Annotated in this window: 19 protein-coding genes; 14 read left to right on the top strand and 5 right to left on the bottom strand. The window is 69.8% G+C overall.

Annotation, left to right across the window (positions count from 1 at the left end):
* Positions 1–59: 59 nt before the first annotated feature.
* Positions 60–2,024 (top strand): DUF11 domain-containing protein, encoded by a 1,965-nt coding sequence (locus tag XM48_RS08530; protein ID WP_156174983.1) that lies wholly within the window; start codon positions 60–62, stop codon positions 2,022–2,024.
* Between the two features lie 91 nt (positions 2,025–2,115).
* Here XM48_RS08530 and aceB read toward each other — a convergent pair whose 3' ends face one another.
* On the bottom strand, positions 2,116–3,768 hold the full coding sequence (aceB, locus tag XM48_RS08525) for a malate synthase A (protein ID WP_156174982.1): 1,653 nt from the start codon (positions 3,766–3,768) through the stop codon (positions 2,116–2,118).
* Positions 3,769–3,964: 196 nt separating this feature from the next.
* Here aceB and XM48_RS08520 point away from each other — a divergent pair, with 196 nt between their 5' ends.
* The 4 genes from XM48_RS08520 to XM48_RS08505 all read left to right on the top strand — a co-directional run bounded on the left by XM48_RS08520 (position 3,965) and on the right by XM48_RS08505 (position 7,460).
* Positions 3,965–5,446, top strand: coding sequence for a helix-turn-helix transcriptional regulator (locus tag XM48_RS08520; RefSeq protein WP_046455380.1), 1,482 nt, complete (start codon positions 3,965–3,967; stop codon positions 5,444–5,446).
* Between the two features lie 131 nt (positions 5,447–5,577).
* Positions 5,578–6,042 (top strand): FHA domain-containing protein, encoded by a 465-nt coding sequence (locus XM48_RS08515; protein ID WP_046455379.1) that lies wholly within the window; start codon positions 5,578–5,580, stop codon positions 6,040–6,042.
* Between the two features lies 1 nt (position 6,043).
* Entirely contained in the window at positions 6,044–6,742 is a 699-nt protein-coding gene (locus tag XM48_RS08510; RefSeq protein WP_046455378.1) for a MerR family transcriptional regulator, read from the top strand.
* Between the two features lie 160 nt (positions 6,743–6,902).
* Entirely contained in the window at positions 6,903–7,460 is a 558-nt protein-coding gene (locus XM48_RS08505; RefSeq protein WP_046455377.1) for a MerR family transcriptional regulator, read from the top strand.
* A gap of 187 nt (positions 7,461–7,647) precedes the next feature.
* On the opposite strand, the gene XM48_RS08500 is transcribed toward XM48_RS08505, so the two are convergent.
* Positions 7,648–8,538, bottom strand: a complete 891-nt coding sequence (locus XM48_RS08500) for a ParA family protein (RefSeq protein ID WP_046455376.1) — start codon at positions 8,536–8,538, stop codon at positions 7,648–7,650.
* Positions 8,539–8,638: 100 nt separating this feature from the next.
* On the opposite strand from XM48_RS08500, the gene def reads away from it, so the two are divergent.
* Positions 8,639–9,130, top strand: coding sequence for a peptide deformylase (gene def / locus XM48_RS08495; protein WP_046455394.1), 492 nt, complete (start codon positions 8,639–8,641; stop codon positions 9,128–9,130).
* A 105-nt stretch (positions 9,131–9,235) separates the two neighbouring features.
* On the opposite strand, the gene XM48_RS08490 is transcribed toward def, so the two are convergent.
* Positions 9,236–11,065, bottom strand: a complete 1,830-nt coding sequence (locus XM48_RS08490) for a long-chain fatty acid--CoA ligase (RefSeq protein ID WP_046455375.1) — start codon at positions 11,063–11,065, stop codon at positions 9,236–9,238.
* Positions 11,066–11,200: 135 nt separating this feature from the next.
* Between XM48_RS08490 and XM48_RS08485 the strand changes: the two genes are divergently transcribed.
* On the top strand, positions 11,201–11,881 hold the full coding sequence (locus XM48_RS08485) for a 1-acyl-sn-glycerol-3-phosphate acyltransferase (RefSeq protein ID WP_046455374.1): 681 nt from the start codon (positions 11,201–11,203) through the stop codon (positions 11,879–11,881).
* A 136-nt stretch (positions 11,882–12,017) separates the two neighbouring features.
* A complete protein-coding gene (locus XM48_RS08480; protein ID WP_046455373.1) occupies positions 12,018–13,388 on the top strand; it encodes a class II 3-deoxy-7-phosphoheptulonate synthase in 1,371 nt (456 codons plus the stop codon).
* Between the two features lie 78 nt (positions 13,389–13,466).
* Here the strand turns inward: XM48_RS08480 and pknB are convergent, their stop codons facing one another.
* Positions 13,467–15,395 carry a Stk1 family PASTA domain-containing Ser/Thr kinase gene (pknB, locus tag XM48_RS08475; protein ID WP_046455372.1) on the bottom strand — a complete coding sequence of 643 codons (1,929 nt, stop codon included), beginning with the start codon at positions 15,393–15,395 and terminating at the stop codon, positions 13,467–13,469.
* 203 nt (positions 15,396–15,598) lie between these two features.
* Here pknB and XM48_RS08470 point away from each other — a divergent pair, with 203 nt between their 5' ends.
* Positions 15,599–15,946 carry an Rv2175c family DNA-binding protein gene (locus tag XM48_RS08470; protein ID WP_046455371.1) on the top strand — a complete coding sequence of 116 codons (348 nt, stop codon included), beginning with the start codon at positions 15,599–15,601 and terminating at the stop codon, positions 15,944–15,946.
* 44 nt (positions 15,947–15,990) lie between these two features.
* Here XM48_RS08470 and XM48_RS08465 read toward each other — a convergent pair whose 3' ends face one another.
* Positions 15,991–17,142 carry a polyprenyl synthetase family protein gene (locus XM48_RS08465; RefSeq protein ID WP_046455370.1) on the bottom strand — a complete coding sequence of 384 codons (1,152 nt, stop codon included), beginning with the start codon at positions 17,140–17,142 and terminating at the stop codon, positions 15,991–15,993.
* Between the two features lie 71 nt (positions 17,143–17,213).
* On the opposite strand from XM48_RS08465, the gene XM48_RS08460 reads away from it, so the two are divergent.
* The 5 genes from XM48_RS08460 (at position 17,214) to XM48_RS08440 (ending at position 22,138) form a co-directional block, all read left to right on the top strand.
* The gene (locus XM48_RS08460) at positions 17,214–17,600 is read left to right on the top strand and encodes a DUF3040 domain-containing protein (protein ID WP_046455369.1); all 387 of its coding nucleotides are present in this window, start codon (positions 17,214–17,216) and stop codon (positions 17,598–17,600) included.
* Between the two features lie 535 nt (positions 17,601–18,135).
* Positions 18,136–18,567 (top strand): division/cell wall cluster transcriptional repressor MraZ, encoded by a 432-nt coding sequence (gene mraZ / locus XM48_RS08455; protein ID WP_046455368.1) that lies wholly within the window; start codon positions 18,136–18,138, stop codon positions 18,565–18,567.
* A 169-nt stretch (positions 18,568–18,736) separates the two neighbouring features.
* The gene (rsmH, locus tag XM48_RS08450; RefSeq protein WP_046455393.1) at positions 18,737–19,723 is read left to right on the top strand and encodes a 16S rRNA (cytosine(1402)-N(4))-methyltransferase RsmH; all 987 of its coding nucleotides are present in this window, start codon (positions 18,737–18,739) and stop codon (positions 19,721–19,723) included.
* Positions 19,723–20,319, top strand: coding sequence for a hypothetical protein (locus tag XM48_RS08445; protein WP_046455367.1), 597 nt, complete (start codon positions 19,723–19,725; stop codon positions 20,317–20,319). Before rsmH ends, XM48_RS08445 begins: the two co-directional genes overlap by 1 nt.
* Positions 20,320–20,347: 28 nt before the next feature.
* Entirely contained in the window at positions 20,348–22,138 is a 1,791-nt protein-coding gene (locus XM48_RS08440; RefSeq protein WP_046455366.1) for a penicillin-binding protein 2, read from the top strand.
* Positions 22,139–22,180: the final 42 nt, after the last annotated feature.

The raw sequence follows: 22,180 nt of genomic DNA, 5'->3' as shown, positions 1-22,180 counted from the left end.
TGAGAAGAAGCTGTGTCTTCGCGGCACCGCTGATTCGACCGGTTCAGGAAGGGAAAACCGTGGCTTCAACGAAATCCAGGCCCGCTCGGCGGCTCGCCGCACTGGTGGGCGGCACCGCCGTACTGCTGGGAATGGGGGTGATCGCGCCCTCGGCCGCGGTCGCGGCTCCCGCTCCGGCGCCCGCAGATCCGACCGTGCTCTTCCAGGAGGGCTTCGAGAACGGGACGGGGACGGACGTCATCGCCCTCCCGTCCTACACGGGAAGCCAGGGAGCCTCCTACACCGCTGATCCGTTCTGGCTCAGCGCGGCCGCGTGCAACGGCCTGGTGCTCCAGGGCGGCGGCGACTGGAGCGGAGCGGGAGCTCCGTGCGCCGTCCCCGAACACCGGGACCGGCTCATGGACCTCGCGGGAGTGCTCGGCGCAGGAAACGCGTCGAACCACCTCGTCGCGGCCTACACTGACGCCGACGGACCCGCGGGCCAGACGCTGCTCGCCAAGTCCTCGGGCAGTGGGATCCAGCTCACCAAGGGCCACTTCTACGTGGCGGGCATCGACATCGCCGAGGTGAACTGCTTCGCGGCGGCCGACTCGACGATCTCGTTCGGGCTCGTGCTGCCGAGCGGCGAGGTCATGATCGACGGCGCGCCCGCCGTGGCCTGCAGCACCGGCCAGACCACCACCGTGAACGGGCACGAGATCAAGTACGGCTCCTTCCGGAGCGCCGGTTTCAAGGCGCCTGAGACGGGCGCCGGCGAGTACGTCGTGCGCAACCTGCAGACCGGCGGCGGCGGCAACGACTTCGCCTACGACAACCTCGTGCTGATGGACGCGACCCCGACGCTGCACAAGTCCTTCTCGAAGGACGCGGTCGAGGTCGGGCAGCCGGTCACGATGCAGCTGACCGTGGTGAACACGAGCGAGCTCTCCGAGAAGACCGGCTGGGGCTTCTCGGATGCGATGCCCGCGGGCATGAAGGTGGCGTCGACGCCGAACATCGCCTCGACCTGCGCCGCCGGCGACGTCACCGCGGCCGCCGGTTCCTCCGCGCTCTCGGTCGAGAACGGTTCGCTCGCGAGCGGCGCCGAGAGCTGCACGATCTCGGTCGACGTCGTCCTCGACAAGGGCGGCGACTTCACGAACGTGATCACCGGCATGGACGGTCTCGGCGGCACGCCGAGCGCCGCGGTCCGCGCGCTCGTCCCCTCGCTGTCGCTGACCAAGACCGTCGCTCCCGAGACGCTGACCGCCGACCAGCGCGAGGCCACCTACACCTTCACCGTGCGCAACGACGGCGACGTCGACCTGCACGATGTGGCGGTGACCGATCCCGGTCCGATCGGCGGCACGGGCACGATGGGCGCCATCGACTGCGGCGGCGTCACCGACCTCGCCGTTGACGAGCAGATCGTCTGCACGGCCGTCTACACCGCCGGGCTCGATGATCTCGACGGCACCGCGCTGAAGAACGAGGCCAAGGCGTCCGGCGTCAGCCCCGCCGGCACCCGCGTCGACGCCGACGCCTCGGCCCAGCTGCCGACCGTCGCCCCGAAGCCGGAGCTCACCCTGGTGAAGTCCGCCGACACGGACGTCGCGACCCGCGCCGGCCAGAAGATCGTCTACTCGTTCCTCGTGACGAACACCGGGAACGTGACCGTCACCGACGTCGCGGTGGCCGAGGGCGACTTCTCGGGCAAGGGCGAGCTCGGAGACATCGTCTGCCCGGCAGCGGCCGAGTCTCTCGCGCCCCAGGCGAAGGTGACCTGCACCGCCGACTACACCGTCGTGGCTGCGGATCTCACGGGCAAGGCGATCACCAACACTGCGACGGCATCGGGCACCGGCCCGAACGGTGCGGTCGTGTCGAAGGCGGCAGCCGCGCAGGTGAAGACCCAGGCACCCGCTGAGCTCGCGGTCACGGGTTCGGCGTCCGGCTTCGTTCCGGCCGCCGGCGCGCTGGCGCTGCTGCTCATCGCCGGTGGCGCGACCGTCGTCGCGACCCGTCGCCTGAACGCTCGTTCCTGAGCCGGGAGCGTCGCCTGATCCGATCCGGCGGCGGTAGCGCGAAGGGCCCGGTCCTCCTCGAGGAGGACCGGGCCCTTCGTCGTGCGTCGGCCTAGAGGTCGACCAGGTACCGGCTGTAGGCGGGCACCGTGAGGAACGTCGGGAAGTTGTCGCCGAGCGACACGTCCTCGAACAGCTCCGTCGCGTCGTCGTAGCGGTCGCCCGGGAAACGGTCGAAGCCGGCGACGGTCTCGCGCACGAGCTCCTGCACCCACTCGCGGGTGATGCGGGTGCCCTCGGCGGTCGACTGATCCTGGTGGATCCACTGCCAGATCTGCGAGCGGCTGATCTCGGCGGTCGCGGCGTCCTCCATCAGGTTGTCGATCGCCGCGGCGCCGATGCCGCGCAACCACGCCTCGATGTAGCGGATGCCGATCGAGATGTTCTCGCGCACGCCGGCCTCGGTGACGTCGCGGCCGATGTGCACATCGAGCAGCTGAGCCGCGGTGACCTCGACGTCGTCGCGCTGGCGATCGACCTGGTTGGGGCGGTCGCCCAGCACGGCGTCGAACTCGGCGCGAGCGACCGGGATCAGGTCGGGGTGCGCCACCCAGGTGCCGTCGAAGCCGTCGTTGGCCTCCCGGTTCTTGTCGGCGCGGACCTTCTCCTCGGCACGACGGGTGATCTCGGGGTCGCGACGGTTCGGGATGAACGCGCTCATGCCGCCGATGGCGTGCGCTCCGCGCTTGTGCGCGGTCTTGACCAGCAGCTCGGTGTAGGCCCGCATGAACGGCACCGTCATGGTGACCTCGCTGCGGTCGGGGAGCACGAAGCGGGCGCCGCGGCCGCGGTAGTTCTTGATGATCGAGAAGATGTAGTCCCAGCGACCGGCGTTCAGGCCGGCGATGTGGTCCCGCATCACGTAGAGGATCTCCTCCATCTCGAACGCGGCGGGCAGGGTCTCGATCAGCACCGTGGCGCGGATCGTGCCGTGCTCGAGGCCGAGGGCCTGCTCCGTGTAGGTGAAGATGTCGTCCCAGAGCTTCGCCTCTTCGCTCGATTCGAGCTTCGCGATGTAGAAGTAGGGCCCGCGTCCGCGGGCGACGAGCTCGCGCGCGTTGTGGAACGCGTAGAGGCCGAAGTCGACCAGGCTGCCCGAGGCCGCACCGGACTGGCCGTGCGCGTCGACGTAGCGGATGTGCTTCTCGACGAGGTGCCAGCCGCGGGGGCGCATCACGATCGTGGGGGTCTGCTCGGCGGTGACGCGGTACTCCTTGCCCTCGGGGCTCGTGTACTGCAGCTGATCACGGATCGCGTCGAACAGCGACAGCTGGCCGCCGATGACGTTGTGCCAGGTGGGACTCGTCGCGTCCTCCTGATCGGCGAGCCACACCTTGGCGCCCGAGTTGAGCGCGTTGACGGTCATCTTCGGGTCGGTGGGGCCGGTGATCTCCACGCGGCGATCCTCGAGGCCCGGGCCGGGGCCGGCGACCCGCCACTCCGCGTCCTCGCGGATGTGCCGGGTGTCGGCGCGGAACTTCGGGTCGCGGCCGTTGCCGATCTCGTACCGGCGGCGCTGCCGGTCTGCGAGACGCTCGTGGCGGATACCGGCGAAGCGCCGGTGCAGCTCGGTCAGGAACTCGAGCGCCTCGGGAGTGAGGATCTCCGCGGAGCGGGGGATGGCGGGGCCGAAGACCTCGATGCGCGGGCCGATGGTCGCGGGGGTGGCGGTCTGCTGCTGCGGGGCCGCCTGCGTGGTGGTCATGATCTGTTCCTTCCGAGGGAGCCGATGATCGAAGTGGAGAACCGGTGCCGAGCGATGCGCGGGATCGGAGGATCCCGGATGTTCGGCGGTGATTCCATCTTGAACGGCGGTGACGGGCCCGGACCGGCGATTCCGCAGGTGAAGTTCCGGGGAATTTCTGCTTGGCGGAATTTTCGGGATCTGGCACCATGGGCATATGACGCTCACCGCAGCCCCGCGCACCCCGGCCGTCGAACCCGCCGAGGACGACACCGCCGACGCGCTCACCCTCGGCCGCCGCATCCGCGAGCGGCGCGCGCAGCTCGGTCTCACCCTCGAGCAGCTCGCGACCGCGATCGACCGGGCGCCCTCCCAGCTCTCGGCCATCGAGAACGGCAAGCGCGAGCCCCGGCTGCCGATCCTGCGCGCGCTCGCCGCAGCGCTCGACTGCACCGTCGACGAGCTGCTCGCCGACGAGGCGCCCAGCGAGCGGGCGGCGCTCGAGATCTCGGTCGAGCGGGCGCAGCGCGGATCGGTGTTCCGTTCGCTCGGTATTCCGGCGATCCGCGTGTCGAAGGCGACGTCCGACGACACGCTGAAGGCGATCCTCGGGCTCCACCAGGAGGTCGAACGGCTGCACCGCGAACGCGCGGCGACGCCCGAAGAGGCCCGCCGGGCGAACACCGAGCTGCGCGCCGAGATGCGAGTCCGCGGCAACTACTTCGCGGAGCTCGAGGCCGAGGCCCAGCGGCTGCTCGGGGCGGTCGGCTACAGCGGCGGCCCCGTGTCGCAGCGCACCATCGCGCAGGTCGCCGAGAAGCTCGGCTTCAGCCTGCACTACGTGACCGATCTGCCGCACTCCACCCGTTCGGTGATCGACCGTCGCAACGGCCGGATCTACCTCGGCGCGAACCTGCCCTCGCGGGACGCCCGGGCTCCGATCCTGCGGGCGCTCGCCAGCCTCGTCTGCCGGCACGAGGAGCCGCGCAACTACGGCGACTTCCTCCGCCAGCGCGTCGAGGCCAACTACCTCGCGGGTGCGGTGCTGCTGCCGGAGGACGCGACGGTGGAGCTGCTGAGCGCGGCGAAGCGCGAGCGGCAGATCTCGATGGAGGATCTGCGCGACGCGTTCGCGGTCTCGTACGAGATGGCGGCGCACCGCTTCACGAACCTCGCGACCGAGCGGCTGGACCTCGAGGTGCACTTCATGAAGGCGCATGAGTCCGGCACGCTGATCAAGGCCTACGAGAACGACGGGGTGCGCTTCCCCTCGGACGCTCTGGGCAATCTCGAGGGGGCGACCGTCTGCCGCAACTGGACCGCGCGCACCGTGTTCGCGCAGCCCGACCGCTTCAACCCCTGGTATCAGTACACCGACATGGCGGCGGGCGGCACCTACTGGTGCACCTCGCGCGTCGAGAAGGCGAAAGAGGGGGAGTACTCGGTCAGCGTGGGCGTGCCCTTCGACGCGGTGAAGTGGTTCCGCGGTCGCGAGACCTCGCACCGCAGCACCTCCGACTGCCCCGATGAGCGCTGCTGCCGGCGGGCGAGCGACGGCCTGACCCGCAAATGGGAGAGCGCGGCATGGCCGGAGGCCGCGACGCCGACGAGCCTGCTGGCGGCGCTGCCGACCGGCACCTTCCCCGGGGTCGACGCGCACGAAGTCTACGAGTTCCTCGAGGCCAACGAGGTGCGCTGAGCTATGGGTCCGCTGAGCATCTGCGTGCGGCACCCCGTCACGGGATGCGCCGGGCCGAGCGCTGCGATAGCGTAGAAGGACGACCCCAGAAGCACGCACCGCACGTCGCGGTACCGGAGGTGAGAGACGACATGAACGCCGAGAATCTCCAGCATCGCCCGGATGACACCGAGGCCCGCTCCACGCAGCAGTTCCGCGAGGATCTCAACGCGATGATCCGTTCGCGCGCGACCGACCTCACGGTCGACGAGCAGGAGGCCGTGCAGGCGCTCCCCTCAGGTGCAGCGCTGCTGGTGGTGCGCCGCGGTCCCGACCTGGGCGCCCGATTCCTGCTCGACCAGAAGGTCACCGTCGCCGGTCGTCACCCCGAGGTCGACATCTTCCTCGACGACGTCACGGTCTCCCGCAAGCACGCCGAGTTCCGGCGCGAGGGCACCCGCTTCTTCGCGCGCGACCTCGGGTCGCTCAACGGTACCTTCTGGGACGGCCAGCGCATCGACGGCGAAGTCGCCCTCGAGGACGGCTCCGAGGTGCAGGTGGGCAAGTTCAAGTTCACCTTCTTCGCCTCGCGCTTCGATCTCGCGGACCTCGCCTGACATGGCGGCGTCGGCCGCAGCGGTTCCCGCCGCATCGAATCCGGCCGGTGCCGGCGCACGGTTGAGCATCGGGCAGGTGCTGTCGCACCTGCAGGGCGAGTTCGGGGACCTCACTCCCTCGAAGCTGCGCTTCCTGGAGGAGCAGGGGCTCGTGACCCCGGAGCGCACGCGCTCGGGGTACCGCAAGTTCTCGCAGGCCCACGTCGAGCGGCTGCGCCTGATCCTGACCCTGCAGCGCGACCACTACCTGCCGCTGAAGGTCATCGCCGAGGTGCTCGACGAGGTCGATCAGGGCCGCGACCCGGTCATCCCCGGTGCCGCCCCGCGGAGCGCCTCGAGCATCCTCATGCCGCGACGGCTGCTCGGCCGCGAGGAGCTGCAGCAGCTCACGGGCGCGAGCTCCCGGTTCCTCGGCGAAGCGATCGCCGCCGGCCTGCTGCCCGCCGCCGAGGTGTTCCCGCACGACGCGGTCGCTGAGGTCACCGCGCTCTTGCGCCTCGCGGAGCAGGGGATCACGCCCCGTCATCTGCGCGCCGTGCGCGTCGCGGCGGAGCGCGAGGCCGAGCTCATCGAGCACGCGGTCTCGAGCCGGGGCGTGCGCGGCGGAACCCCGCACTCCACGGAGGACGCGCTGGCCATCGCTGCCGAGCTCGAAACCGTGCGGAGCGGCGTGCTGAAGCGCCGCCTCACCGGCCGCTGAGTCGACTTCTTCGGGCCCGTTCGACGGGCGCTCCGCGTGTTTCCGCGGATCCGTCGACGACGCGCGCGACTCGCCCCCCGAAGGTCGTTGCACCGGGGTCGAGTGCTCGATACCTTTGAAAGGTCCGGATAGGCCGGAGCAGACGACAGGGGACCAGCATATGGAGCAACTCAGCCAGGCGCCGGGCGACTCCGCGGAACTCAATATGCTGTTCGCCGACGGACTTCCGAAGCCCGACGCCGATGGCGGGTACAAGGGTGCGATCGCCGCTCGCGCGGCCGGCATCACCTACCGTCAGCTCGACTACTGGGCCCGTACGGGGCTCGTCGAGCCCACCGTCCGCGGTGCCAAGGGCTCCGGGTCGCAGCGTCTCTACGGCTTCCGCGACATCCTCGTGCTCAAGCTCGTCAAGCGCCTGCTCGACACGGGCATCTCGCTGCAGCAGATCCGCACCGCGGTCGAGCAGCTGCACGAGGCCGGCGTGCACGACCTGGCGCAGACCACTCTCATGAGCGATGGCGCGAGCGTCTATCTCTGCACTTCCAACGACGAGGTGATCGACCTCGTCAGCCGTGGGCAGGGCGTGTTCGGCATCGCCGTCGGCAAGGTGCTCCGCGAGGTCGAGGTCACTCTGGTCGACATGGACGAGCACCGCGCCGAGGCCGAGTCGGCCGTCGATGAGCTCGCGGTGCGCCGCCGGGCCCGCAAGATCTCCTAAGCGCTCCCAGCGTCCTCAGCGCCGCCGCTCGTCGGCGTCGTGCTCGGAACTCGATAGTCGAGTCGCTCCTGCACGGTTGCCCGATTGGGAGCCGTGCGACCGGCGGGTTTGGCGGGAGCGATCAGCGCGAAGCGCCGATCGCGGATGGATCGTCGCGCGGGCCCAATCGGGCGACCGCGCAGGGGCGTCAGTTCGCCGCGGGATCCGAGACGACGTCCGAGTCGTCGCCCTCGTTCTCGACGACCGCCGTGGCCTGCGTCGCCTGGCGGGCCAGGGGAGCGCTCGCTGCGCCTTCGAGCTTGGCGGAGCGGAGCACCCGGTCGAGGATCTGGTCGAAGTAGCCGGCCATTTCTTGCGCGGCTTCGCCCGGCCACATGTGCACGGGCTTCGCCGCGCCCTGGGCCTGCTGCAGGGAGGTGCGCTCGGGGAGCTGCGGGCTGAGCACGAGGGGGCCGAACATCTCGCGCAGCTCGCGGGTGCGGAACTGGTGCTCCATCGACTGCGGGCGAGTGCGGTTGATCACGATGCCGAGGGGCTGCAGTCGCGGGCTGATGCCGCGTCGGATCTCCTCGATGGCGCGGAGCGCACGGTCGGCGGCGGCGACGGCGAAGAGGCCGGGCTCGGTGACGACGAGCACGCGGTCGCTCGCGGCCCACGCGGTGCGCGTGAGCGCGTTCAGTGAGGGCGCGCAGTCGATGAGGACGAGGTCGTAGTCGGCCTCGACGCTCGCGAGCGCCTCCTCGAGCTTCCAGATGTCGCGGACCGACGGGTGGGGGCCGTCGAAGTTGATGGCCGAGGGGCTGCCGATGAGCAGGTCGATGGCGCCCTCGTGGTGCTGGTTCCAGCCGCTCGCGGCGATCGCCGAGCGGACCGTCTTCTCTTTCGGGTTCTCGAGCACGTCGGCGATGTTGCCGTGCCCCTCGGGGTTGACGTCCATGCCGGTGGAGACGTCGGACTGCGGGTCGAGGTCGACCACGAGGGTCCGGAGCCCGCGGGAGAACGCCGCCGAGGCCAGGCCGAGGGTGACGGTCGTCTTGCCGACGCCGCCCTTGAGGGAACTCACACTCAGAACATGCACGGCATCAAGCTTAGGGGAAGAAGCCTGAACGGAACATCTCCCAGTGCGGTTCGCGGGGATCCCGCAGGGCGATTCCGCGGCGCCGGTAGACTCGATTCCCATGGCTGTACGTGAGATTCGAAAGTTCGGCGACCCGGTGCTGCGCACCGTCTGCGAGCCCATCACCGAGATCGACGAGGGTGTGCGCGCCCTGGTCGCCGACCTGTGCGACACGGTCGCGTTCGACGGTCGCGCGGGGCTCGCCTCGACGCAGATCGGTCACACGCTGCGCGCGTTCAGTCTGCACATCGACGGCGAGATCAGCTACGTGCTCAACCCCGAGATCGTCGAGCTCGCGGGGGAGCCGACCCCGACCGGCGAGGGGTGCCTGTCGGTGCCGGAGCTCTGGTTCCCGGTGCTGCGCTACCCCCGGGCCACCGTCCGCGGTATCGATCTCGACGGTGCGGAGGTCGTGATCTCGGGCGAGGGGCTCCTGGCGCAGGCGCTGCAGCACGAGTGCGACCACCTCGACGGCAAGCTCTACCTGAACCGGCTGGATCGTGAGAACCGCGGCGAGGCGATGCGGCAGATCCGCACCTCGGACTGGTTCTGATCGATCCCGCGTCGGCTGCGGCCGCGCGGTGAACGCCGAGGGCCCCGATCCATCAGGATCGGGGCCCTCGGCGTTGCGGGCGATGCCCGGGCGGAGCGTTCGCGGTCAGCGCGGGGTCGAGATCGCCGCGGTCTGCGGGTTGTCGCCGTAGAGCGCCGCGATCTCGGAGGCGTAGTCGCGCAGAATGTTGTCGCGCTTGATGCTGAGCTTCGGCGTCAGGTGCCCGTTCGCCTCGGTGAACTCGACGGGCAGGATCACGAACTTGCGGATCGACTCGGCGCGCGAGACGAACTCGTTGCCGTGGTCGATGGCGCGCTGGACCTCGGCGAGGACCTTCGGGTTCACCGCAGCCTCTTCGAGGCTGAGGCTCGGGTTCTCCCCGTTGTTCTTCAGCCAGGTGCCGAGCATCTCGCCGTCGAGCGTGACGAGCGCGGCGATGAACGGCTTCTGCTCGCCCACGACGACGACCTGGCCGACGACGGGGTTGGAACGGATCGGATCCTCGAGCACCGCGGGGGCGACGTTCTTGCCGCCAGCGGTGACGATGATCTCCTTCTTGCGACCGGTGATCGCCAGGTAGCCGTCGTCGTCGATGGAGCCGAGGTCGCCCGTCTTGAAGAAGCCGTCCTCGGTGAACGCCGCGGCCGTGGCCGCGGGGTTGTTCCAGTACTCCTTGAAGATGTCGATGCCCTTGATCTCGATCTCGCCGTCCTCGGCGATGCGGATCGTGTGGCCGGGCAGCGCCGGGCCGACGGTGCCGATCTTGAACTTCTCGGGCAGGTTGACGGTGGCGGGCGCCGTCGTCTCGGTGAGGCCGTAGCCCTCGAGGATCTTGATGCCGAGCGAGTGGTAGAAGTGGCCGAGGTATCGGCTGAGGGGTGCGGAGCCCGAGACGGCGTAGCGCACGCGGCCGCCGAGCGCTGCGCGCAGCTTCGAGTAGACGAGCTTGTCGAAGAGGCGGAACCGGAGCTCGAGCATCAGCGGGACGCGACCCGTCTCCTGCGCTTCGGAGTAGGCGACCGCGACGCGCGCGGCGGCGCGGAAGATCTTGCCCTTGCCCTCGCCCTCGGCCTTCTGCTCGGACGAGTTGTAGACCTTCTCGAACACGCGCGGCACGGCGAGCAGGAACGAGGGCTTGAACGTGTTCAGCGCCGGCAGCAGCTGGGAGGTGTCGGCCTGGTGGCCGACGCGCACGCCCGCGTGCACGGCGAGGGTCGAGATGAACCGGGCGAAGACGTGCGCGAGGGTGATGAAGAGCAGCGTCGAGGCGCCCTCCTCCTGCACGACCTGCGAGAGCGCGGCGCCGGCGTTGCGCGAGAGGTCGACGAAGTTGGCGTGGGTGAGCACGCAGCCCTTGGGGCGCCCGGTGGATCCCGAGGTGTAGATGAGGGTCGCCGGGTCGGAACCGACCGCGATCGAGCGGCGGCGCTCGATCTCCTCGTCGGGGATCTCGTCGCCCGCGGCACGGAGCGCGTCGAGCGCGCCCTCGTCGAGGCGCCAGGTCAGGTCCAGGTTGGAGAGGTCGCCTCGGACCTCCTCGAGCCGCTCCGCGTGATCCCGCGTCTCGGTGATGATGCCGCGCGCGCCGGAGTCCTCGAGGATCCAGTGCATCTGCAGCGGGGAGGAGGTCTCGTAGACCGGCACCATGATCGCGCCCGTATAGAAGAGGGCGAAGTCGACCAGCGTCCACTCGTAGCTGGTCTTGCACATGAAGCCGATGCGGTCGCCGGGCTGCACGCCCCCGGCCACGAACCCCTTCGCGACCCGGATCACCTCGTCGCGGAACTGCGCGGCGGTGATGTCGCGCCAGCCCGACTCCTCGGGGACCGCGAAGAGCGGTCGATCGGGCGTGGCGGCCACCCGCTGCTCGAGCAGGTCGGTCACGTTGTCCTCGGGGACGTGCGGGATGACGATCGGCGTCTCGGTCTGATTCACGGCAGCTCCTTCGGCACCAGGGCGAGGTCTCTGGGCGGCTTCTTCGCCGCCGGTTTCTGCCTGCCACCCTATTGCATGCGACCATGCGACGCCCGGCTCCAGTATCCTGTTTCGAGTCGAAGGGACGTCTCCGCCGTGTTCTACTGGATTCTCAAGCACCTGGTCATCGGACCGCTGCTGAAGACGATCTACCGACCCTGGGTCGAGGGCGCCGAGAACATCCCCTCGTCGGGTCCGGTCATCATCGTCGGCAACCATCTGTCGGTCATCGATTCGTTCATCATGCCGATCATGGTCGATCGGCGGGTCTACTTCCTCGCGAAGAGCGACTACTTCACCGGGACCGGCCTCAAGGGCTGGTTCGTGCGCAGCTTCATGCTGTCCGTCGGGCAGCTGCCGATCGACCGCTCGGGCGGCAAGGCCTCCGAGGCGTCGCTGAACACCGGGCTCGGCGTGCTCGATCGCGGCGACGTGCTCGGCATCTACCCCGAGGGCACCCGCAGCCCGGACGCGCGGCTCTACCGCGGACGCACGGGCGTCGCCCGCCTCGTGCTCGAGTCCGGCGCGGTCGTGGTCCCGGCGATCATGGTCGACACCGAGAAGGCCATGCCGATCGGGGCGAAGCTCCCGCGGATCCGCCGCATCGGCACCGTCATCGGCAAGCCGCTCGACTTCAGCCGCTTCGCGGGAATGAGCGCGGATCGTTTCGTGTTGCGCAGTGTGACGGACGAGATCATGCTCGAGATCCAGAAGCTCAGCGGTCAGGAGTACGTCGACGTCTACGCATCGAGCGTTCGGGCGGCCAAGCGCCCCTGATCGGTCGCAGCAGCGGTTTCGATCACCTCCGCCGGGTTCGCTCGTGATCCCGCCCGTCGAGTACCCTGGAAAAGTTGCGGCGAACGGCCGCGGCATGCGGGTTCGTCCCGCAGATTTCGAGAAACGGCGGAGACCAATGGGCGGTCAGACTGAGACGGCAGTGAAGCGGGACGTGTTGGCGGAGCTCGACACGTATCGCACTCGCGAGGCGAAGCAGCAGCCGACCTGGCCCGACGCGGCAGCCGTCGAGGCGGCTTCGGCGAATCTCGCCTCCCAGCCCCCGCTCGTCTTCGCCGGCGAGGCGGACCAGCTGAAGCAGCGGCTCGCTGCGGCCGCACGCGGCGAGGCTTTCCTGCTGCAGGGCGGCGATTGCGCCGAGACCTTCGAGGCCGCGACCGCCGACAAGATCCGCGACCGCGTCAAGACGCTGCTGCAGATGGCGGTCGTGCTGACCTACGGTGCGTCAATGCCGGTGATCAAGCTGGGCCGTATGGCCGGCCAGTTCGCCAAGCCCCGCTCGAGCGACACCGAGACCCGCGATGGAGTGACGCTCCCGGCGTTCCGCGGCGATCTCGTGAACGGCTACGACTTCACCCCCGAGTCGCGCGCGGCGGACCCGTCGCGGCTGGTGCAGGGCTACCACGTCTCGGCTTCGACGCTGAACCTGATCCGCGCCTTCACGCAGGGCGGCTTCGCCGACCTCCGTCAGGTGCACGCCTGGAACCAGGGCTTCGTGTCGAACCCGGCCAACCGCCGCTACGAGTCGCTGGCGGCCGAGATCGACCGGGCGCTCAAGTTCATGGAGGCGTGCGGCGTCGAGAGCGCCGCGCTGACCCAGACCGAGTTCTACGTGAGCCACGAGGCGCTGCTGCTCGACTACGAGCGTCCTCTGACCCGCATCGACTCGCGCACCGGCGAGCTCTACGACACCTCGGGGCACATGCTCTGGATCGGCGAGCGCACCCGCGAGCTCGACGGCGCGCACGTCGAGTTCCTGTCGCACGTGCGCAACCCGATCGGGGTCAAGCTCGGCCCGACCGCTTCGGTGGACGACGCCATGCGCCTCATCGACAAGCTCGATCCCGAGCGCGAGCCCGGCCGCCTCACGTTCATCACGCGCATGGGCGCGGGCAAGATCCGCGAGGCGCTCCCGCCGCTGCTCGAGGGCGTCAAGGCCGCGGGCGCTCAGCCGCTGTGGGTCACCGATCCGATGCACGGCAACGGGATCACCACGGCGACCGGGTACAAGACCCGCCGCTTCGATGACGTCATGGACGAGCTCCGCGGCTTCTTCGAGGCGCACCGCGCCGCCGGCACGGTCCCCGGCGGCATCCACGTCGAGCTCACCGGTGACGACGTGACCGAGTGCCTCGGCGGATCCGAGAACATCGACGAGGAGACGCTGGCGACCCGCTACGAGTCGCTCTGCGATCCCCGACTGAACCACATGCAGTCGCTCGAGCTCGCCTTCCTCGTGGCGGAGGAGCTCAAGCAGATCGCGCACTGAGGCGCACCGCGCCGGTGACGCGAACGGCCCGGATCCCGCAGGGGATCCGGGCCGTTCGCGTTTCGCGGGGGCGAGCAGTCAGAGCTCGAAGTTGAGCGTGATCTTGGTGCCCTTCGGCACCATCTCGCCGGCGGCGGGCTCGGTGCTCTCGACCTTGACCGCGTTCCAGAGCAGCTCGGGAACCGCCGTCTGCGGGTCGAAGCCGGCGTCCTTGAGCGTCTGCACGCCCTTGCGCATCTTCTGGCCCGAGACATCGGGCACCTCGAACAGCTCGGGGCCCTTGGAGACGGTGAGGCCGACGGAGTCGCCGGGCCGCACCGGGTCGGTCGAGTAGATCACGCCGATGACCTTGCCCTTGGCGATGTCGTCGCTGAACTCCTCGACGTTCTTACCGGAATCGACCGTCAGTTCCTTGTCGGCGAGCGCCGAGGTCGCGGCGTCGACGGTGCTGCCGGTCACATCCGGGACCGTGCCGACCGAGACGACGAGGTCGACCTTCGCCTGCTCGGGGTACTGCTCGCCGAGACCCTTGCCGTCGGAACCGAGGGCCGCGATGACCGTGCCGTTCTTCGCGTCCGAGCTGAACTGGCGACCCGTGACCTTGCCGAAGGTGAACCCGGCCTTCGCGATCGCGGCCTCGGCCTGATCCTGAGGGAGACCGACGAGCGTCGGCACGGGCAGGATGCGCGGACCGGTGGACTCGCAGAGCTCGACCGCGGTCTTGCGATCGACCCGGGAACCGGCTCCGGGCTTGGTGCTGACCGCTTTCCCCTTGGGGATCTCGACGCTCGAGCACTCGGTGCGCGTCGCGGTGAGCGTGAGACCGCTGAGCTCGGCCTTCGCCTCGGCGAAGGGGAGCCCGGCGACGTCCGGGACCGTGACCTGGGAACCGGGGCCCTGCCCGAACCACCAGCCGGCACCGGCCGAGGCGGCGACGGCGAGCGTCACGAGGAGGGCGATGATTCCGCCGCGGCGCTTGCGGCGGCGGGCCGTCGCGGCGGCGAGGCCGACCGCACCGGCATCCGCCGGTTCGGGGATCTCGGGAGCGGGCTCCGGAGCGCCGTCGGTGGGGGCCTCGGCCACGGGATCGAGCACCGTGGTCGAAGGCAGCACCGAGGTCGCATCGAGCCCGAGGTCGCTCGGGAGCACCCGGGTCGCGTGGAGCGGGGAGCCCGAACGGATCCGCTGCAGCTCGGCGAGCGCCTCCGAGGCGTCGGCGGGGCGGTTCGCGGGGTCCCGCTGCGTCAGCCAACGCACGAGCGCGTCGAACTCGGGGCTCGACTCGGACGAGATCGTCGACGGGACGGGAACCTCGCCGTGGGCGTGCTGGTATGCGATCTGCACCGGCTGCTCGCCCGTGAACGGCTGCGTTCCGGTGAGCATCTCGAAGAGCATGATCCCGAACGCGTAGAGATCGCTGCGGGCGTCGGCGACGCCGCGGGTGACGAGTTCGGGGGAGAGGTACGCGATCGTGCCGAGCAGGGCCTGGCCCGTCGTGGTGTTCGCGCTGACGGCGCGCGCCAGCCCGAAATCGCCGATCTTGATCCGGCCGTCGTCGGCGAGCAGCACGTTCTCGGGTTTGAGATCGCGATGGACGATGCCGGCGCGGTGCGCGGCGGCGAGCCCGGCGAGCACCGCCTCGCCGATCTCGAGGGTCTGCTCGGAGGTCAGGCGCTGCTGCTGCTTGAGCAGCTCGCGGAGCGTGATGCCCGGCAGATACTCCATGACCAGATAGGGATGCCCGGCATCGTTGCCCTGGTCGAACACGTTGACCACGTTGGGGTGCGCGAGTCGGGCCGCGCTGCGCGCCTCCTGCTCGAAGCGACGGGTGAAGTTCTCGTCGTCGGCGAGGTGCGCGTGCATCACCTTCACGGCGACGCGGCGCTCGAGCCGCAGGTCGTTCGCGACATAGACCATCGCCATACCGCCGCGCGCGATGCGCGAGCGGATCACGTAGCGCTCGTCGAGGGTTCGTCCCACGAGCGGATCGGAGGGGGCAGAGGTCACCCGCAAATTCTACGGACCCGAGGGTTCCCCAGTCTGGATCCTCACCGGCGTTGCCCGGAACCGCGCCGCGGATCGGGATCCGCGACGGCTCTCCCGCCCGGTGCTCCGGGCGCGTCCGCCGCTGAGCGGCATCGCCCTGCGGGGATCACCCGATCCGAATCGCCCGGCTGGAACCGCTCGCGGCTTCGTGGCAGAGTTGAGGCGTGGCCGAGAATTTCCTCACTGGTATCCAGACCCTCACCGTCCCCGAGCTGACCGAGCGACTCGGACTCGCTCCGAGCAAGGTTCGGCGACTCATCGAGGATCAGCACCTCGCAGCCGTGCGCATCGGCGGTGTGCTCCGTGTTCCCGCAGCGTTCCTGCAGGGCGACGAGCCGCTGAGCTCGCTGCGCGGCACCCTGCTGGTGCTGCGCGACGCCGGCTACTCGGAGGAGCAGTCGATCGAGTGGCTGTTCACCGAGAACGCGGAGGTCGGCGGGATCCCCATCGAGGAGCTGCAGAACGGACACAAGAGCGCGGTTCGCCGCGCCACGCAGTCGCTGGCGTTCTGACGGGACGCTGACGGGCCGGGGCCGGGAGAGCCGGAGCCGGCCGCTCAGAAGGCGCGTCGACCCGAACGGTCGGCGAGCGACCCGAGACGCGCCTTGGCATCGGCGTTGATCGGCGCGGCGGCGAGCGACTGCGTCGCCCGGTCCAGGTTGCGCGTGATCATCTCCTCGACCCGGTCGAGCGCGCCGCTGTCGCGGATGGTCCGCTGCAGCATCTCCACCTGCTCGTCGTCCAGCTCGGGATCGCCGAACATATCGTCGAACACCCGGCGCTGAGTGTTCGGCAGGGCCTCGCGCGCGAGCGTCACGAGCACGGTGCGCTTGCCCTCGGCGAGATCGTCGCCCGCAGGCTTGCCGGTGACCTCCGCGTCGCCGAACACGCCGAGCACGTCGTCGCGCAGCTGGAAGGCGACCCCGACGGGCAGTCCGAACTCGGCGAGCGACTGCTCCTGCTCCTCATCGGCCCCGAACAGCGCGGCGCCGATCAGCAGGGGAGCCTCGACGCTGTACTTCGCCGACTTGTAGACGAGCACGCGCGTGGAGCGCTCGAGCTGCTCGGCTTCGGGCGCGGCGGCGGGACGCTGCTCCTCGAGCACGTCGAGGTACTGGCCGACGGCGACCTCGCTGCGCATGCGATTGAAGTGCTCGCGCGCGGCCCGCGCCGCGGCGCGATCATCGGTCGCGTCACAGGCGCGCTGCATCAGCTCGTCCGACCAGGACTGCAGCAGATCGCCGAGCAGGATCGCGCCGGCGAGGCCGAAGTGGTCCGCGTCGCCGCGGTAATCGGCGTCCTCGTGCAGGCCCGCGAAGTGGCGGTGCGCCGACGGGCGACCGCGGCGCGTATCGGACCGGTCGATGACGTCGTCGTGGATCAGCGCGGCGGCGTGGAACAGCTCCAACGCACAGGCGGCGTCCAGGATCCGGTCGGCATCGGGGCCGAGAACAGGGCTCGCCGCGCCCGGGGCGACACCGTCCGTCTCGGATTCGTCGGCGTCGTCGAAGTCGACACGACCGACGGATCGGGCACCGAGCACGCAGAACTGGGCGCGCAGTCGCTTGCCGCCGGCCAGGTAATCGGCGGCTTCGTCGAGCAGCGGGATCGCGTCGGGGCCGAGGGCCTCGAGCTGCTGACGGTGATCGGCGAGCACATCGCCGATCCGCTCCTGTACGAGGCCTGCAAGTCGGATGGTTTCGTGCACGCAGCTAGCCTAGCCGTCCGCGTGCGGCGTAGAATCGAGGGAAGAATTCCGGATCGATCGAGGAGGCGGACGTGGCACTGTCCGAGCATGAGCAGCGGCTGCTCGACGAGATGGAGCGGCGGCTGTACCAGAGCGAAGCCGACGTGATGTCGGCTTCCACGGGTGAGCGTCGTCGGGTCGACCTGCGGTCGTTGGTGCTCGGCATCATCGTCGTGCTCGTCGGGGTCGGCGTGCTCATCGGCGCCGTCGCAGGATCGCAGCTGTGGCTGGGCCTCGTCGGCTTCGTCGTGATGCTGGGCGGCGCGGTTCTCGCGCTGACCCGACGCACCCCGGCCGAGCCGGGCGAGGTGCACGAGCCGGTCGCGGCCGGCGGGCGCGCCCACTCCGGCGGACGCCGTTCGAACATGAACGAGCGCCTCGAGCGCCGTTGGGACGAGCGTATGGAGGGCGAGCGGTAGCTCGCGACGCGCAGCGTCGGCCCACGGCGTAGGCCGAAGCAGATGGAGAAGACCGCGGTCGGGTGACCGCGGTCTTTTGCTGTGCCCGGGCCGGGTTCGCGTTCGGCAGGACATCCGGGTTCGGAAGGAGCGTTGCGCCGAGATCGTCCTTCTGAACGCGGATCTCCTTCGACGGGCGAGTGCCCCCGCTGTGCGCCGCTCCACCGCGCTCCACCCCGCACCCCTCCACTCGCTCCACTTCGCTCCACTCCGACTTCGCGGCGAGCCTGAAGCGGAACCGAAGCGACGGTGAATCCGCGTGTTTCCGCGGATCTGGGAGACGCATTCGCGACGGGAGCGCGCCCGGCATCGACAGAGTCGGGGCCGGAATCGTGCGGGCGGGGGCGCGACCTTCTTGGCTCAGGATCGTGATGATCCCACCGATCCCGCCGAACTTCGCACAGAAACCTGGGGAACTCGGGAATAAATCTGAGGGAAGTGGAGGAAAGTGGAGTACTGTGGGAGCACCCGGACCCCGCAGGGAGGAGGTGACCCCATGTTCCTCGGTACTTTCACACCGAAACTGGACGACAAGGGCCGCCTCATCCTGCCCGCGAAGTTCCGCACGGAGCTCGCGGACGGTCTGGTGATCACCCGTGGTCAGGAGCACTGCCTCTACGTGTTCAGCGAGCAGGAGTTCGCCGACATGCACGATCGGATCCGTCAGGCGCCGATCACCTCGAAGCAGGGCCGCGACTACCTGCGCGTCTTCCTCTCGGGAGCGCACGCGGAGACGCCCGACAAGCAGAACCGCGTGACGATCCCGCAGGCGCTGCGCGAGTACGCCGGTCTCGACCGCGACCTCGCCGTGATCGGTGCGGGCAGCCGCGCCGAGATCTGGGACGCCGAGGCCTGGCAGCGATACCTGGCTGAGCAGGAGTCCGCCTTCTCGCAGATCGAGGAGGAGGTGATCCCGGGCATGTTCTGACCCGGTGCCCGCGGCTCTTCGTCTACCGCCCTGTCGCACTTCCCCGGCGACAGGTGGGCTGACGGAGAACCGGGGGTCCCGGACCGGCCCGAGCACCATGAACGCAGCAGACTTCCGCGCGAACCACGACCCGTCCGACCACACCGAAGCCACACGTGAGGCCACCGCCATGAACGACACCGCACGCGACGCGTCCGCAGATCCCCGGGATCCCGGCGCGCTGCACACCCCGGTGCTGCTCGATCGCTGCCTCGAACTGCTGGCGCCGGCCATCGAGCGCCCGGGCGCCGTGGTCGTCGACGCCACGCTCGGCATGGGCGGCCACAGCGAGGCGATGCTCGAGGCGCACCCCGAGCTGACGCTGATCGGGCTCGACCGCGACACCGAGGCGCTCGCGCTCGCGGGGCGCCGGCTGGAGCGCTTCGGCGATCGCGCGATCCTGGTCCACGCGGTCTACGACGAGATCGCGGAGGCGGTGCGCGGCGCCGGCTTCGACCGGATCGACGGCGTGCTGTTCGATCTGGGCGTCTCGTCGCTGCAGCTCGACGATGCCGATCGCGGCTTCGCCTACGCGCAGGACGCACCGCTCGACATGCGCATGGATCAGGAACGCGGGGTGACCGCGTTCGAGATCCTCGCGACCGCGTCGGAGGGGCGCCTGCGAGCGATCTTCGAGCGCTACGGCGAGGAACCGCTCGCCGCGCGCTACGCCCGGGCGATCGTCGCGGCCCGCGCGAACGGCCCGATCATGCGCAGCGGGGAGCTCGTCGACGTGCTGCAGGAAGCGACTCCGGCGGCGGTCCGCAACCAGCGGCACCCGGCGAAGCGCGTCTTCCAGGCGCTGCGCATCGAGGTGAACGGCGAACTCTCGGTGCTCGAGCGGGCGATCCCCGCCGCGCTCGACCTGCTCGCCGTCGGCGGCCGTGCCGTGATCATGTCGTACCAGTCCCTCGAGGACCGCCTGGTGAAACGCGAGCTCGTGCGTCGCAGCCGATCCACGGCGCCGGCCGGCCTACCGGTCGAACTGCCCGAGCACCGTCCCGAGTTCCGCCTGCTGACCCGCGGCGCCGAACTCGCCGACACCGAAGAACGCGAGCGCAACCCGCGCGCCATCCCCGTGCGCCTCCGTGCTGCCGAACGAGCCAGGGAGATCTGATGAACTCGACGGTCCCTCTCGACCGCGACGAGCTGCTGAGCGGCTTCGCCGCGCCCGCACCCGCGCGCCCGGCACCGGTCCGGCCCCTGCGTCCCGCGGAGGCGCCTCGTCCCGCCGCTCGGCGCAGGCCGCGCGTCATGGCCGGCGCGCTCACCGCGGTCGGGGTAATCCTCGCGATCATGGCGGCGCAGCTCGGACTGAGCATCCTGGTCTCCCAGGGGGCCTACGAGGTGCGCGCGCTGCAGGTCGAGGAGCGCGATCTGGGCCGCGTGCAGAGCGTGCTCAAGCAGAACCTCGAGAAGCTGTCGTCCCCGCAGAACCTCGCCGAGAACGCCACTGCGCTCGGCATGGTGCAGAACTCGCAGCCGGCCACCCTGCGGCTCAGCAGCGGCGCGGTGCTCGGCTCACTCGAGACCCGCACCAGCGAACCGCTGAAGAACACGGTGCCGAACGCGACGCTCGAGTCGATGCCGGTCGTCGATGCGAAGGGTCTGCTCGTCTCGCGCAATGCCGCCCAGCCCGGAGCGGCCTCAGGGAACTTCGCGACCACGCCGGTAGCGTGGAAGGGCAAGCTGCCCGCGCCGGATACTCACTAGTCGTCTCGCGGGCGAACGAGGAGGGTCCATGCGGAACGGGCGGATCCGCGTGAGGCGGCGCGCGTTGGCGCTGCTGATCGTGGGAGTGGTCGCGGTGGTGTTCGCCGTGCGGCTCTTCGACCTGCAGGTGGTGCAGGCGCCGAAGCTGAACGCCGACGCGAAGGACAAGCGGGCCGTGCCGGTCTCGATCCCGAGCGTGCGCGGCGACATCGTCGACCGCAACGGCGATGTCTTCGCGACGACGGACGAGCGCTACGACGTGCAGCTGTCGCCGAAGAACACGGTGCTGAACGGCGGCCGCTTCTACCGTCCGGTCTCGCCGGGCAGCGCGGCGACGGTGGAGGTCACCTCGAAGGAGGCCTTCGCCGAGATCGGTGCGATCACCGGGCAGAAGCCGGAGGAGATCCAGAAGATCGTCGACGACGCGCTCGCGAAGAACAAGAAGTCCGACTTCGCCTACGTGAAGCGCTCGGTCGATCTCGTCGCGCTCAAGAAGCTGAAGGATCTCGGCATCCCGTGGCTGACCTTCGACACGGCCTACTCGCGGGTCTACCCGAGCGGCGCCGTCGCGGGCAACATCGTCGGTTTCTCCGGTTCCGACGGCAAGCCGCAGGCCGGCATCGAGATCTCGCAGAACTCCTGCCTCACGGGCAAGGACGGCTCGGAGGTCTACGAGCGCGGGGCTGACGGCGTCGCGCTGCCCGGCAGCGTGGTGGTGACCCAGCAGGCCGTCAACGGTGGAACGGTCAAGCTGACCCTCGACCGCGACCTGAGCTGGCAGGCGCAGGAGATCATCAACAAGCAGGTCGCCGACGTCGGAGCCGAGTGGGGCTACCTCGTGATCATGAACGCCAAGACCGGCGAGCTGGTCGCGGTGGCCGAGAACAACTCGGTCGACCCCAACAACGTCGACGGCTCGCCGAACCGCGAGGCGCGCTCGTTCACCTCGCCCTACGAGCCGGGCTCCACATTCAAGAGCATCACGGCCTCGGCGCTCATCGATCAGGGCAAGGCGACGCCGGTCACCCCGAACCTCACGCCGTCGCACTGGGAGCCCGAGCCCAACGTGCAGTTCAGCGACTCCTTCGTGCACCCGCCCGAGCAGTGGACCCTGAACGGGATCATGGTGCACTCCTCGAACGTCGGCATCTCGATGCTCGGCAACCAATTGAGCCCGGCGGTGCGCTACAGCTACCTGCAGAAGTTCGGCATCGGGCAGTCGACCAAGGCCGGCATGCCGCTCGAGGACTCCGGCCTGCTCAACCCGCCCGACAAGTGGGACCGCCAGACGGCCTACAACACGATGTTCGGCCAGGGTCTCTCGTCGACCATCGTGCAGACGGCGGGCGTCTACCAGGCGCTCGCGAACGGCGGCGTGCGGATCCCGCCCACGCTCGTGCAGAGCTGCACCTCGGCGAACGGCGACGTGAAGAAGCCGGATCACGGCAAGCCCGTGCGCGCGGTCTCGGAGAAGACGGCGAGCACGATGATGGGCATGCTCGAATCGGTCGTGCAGGAGGGCTGGATCAAGCCATACCTCGAGATCCCCGGCTACCGGATCGCGGGCAAGACGGGCACCGCCGAGGAGGTGGACCCGGCGACGGGCCGCTACCGCACCGACTACGTGCACTCGTTCGCGGGCATCTTCCCGGCCGACGACCCGCAGTACGTCGCGGTAGCATCGGTGGCGTTCCCCTCGTCGGGAGACGGCGGCATCGCAGCGATGACCGCCTTCCGGAACGCCGCCGAGGCGACGATCCGCACGTTCCACATTCCGCCGTCGAAGGGCGCATACAAGCCCATTCCGACCGACTACTGATCCGCGCGACCCGCGGCAGAGATGGAGATCCAGTGACGACCG

Origin of the sequence: Leucobacter sp. Ag1 (assembly GCF_000980875.1) — a bacterium.
Lineage (GTDB): Bacteria > Actinomycetota > Actinomycetes > Actinomycetales > Microbacteriaceae > Leucobacter > Leucobacter iarius.
Note: the sequence above shows the minus strand (reverse complement) of the source record. Positions and strands in the feature narration are given on the sequence as shown.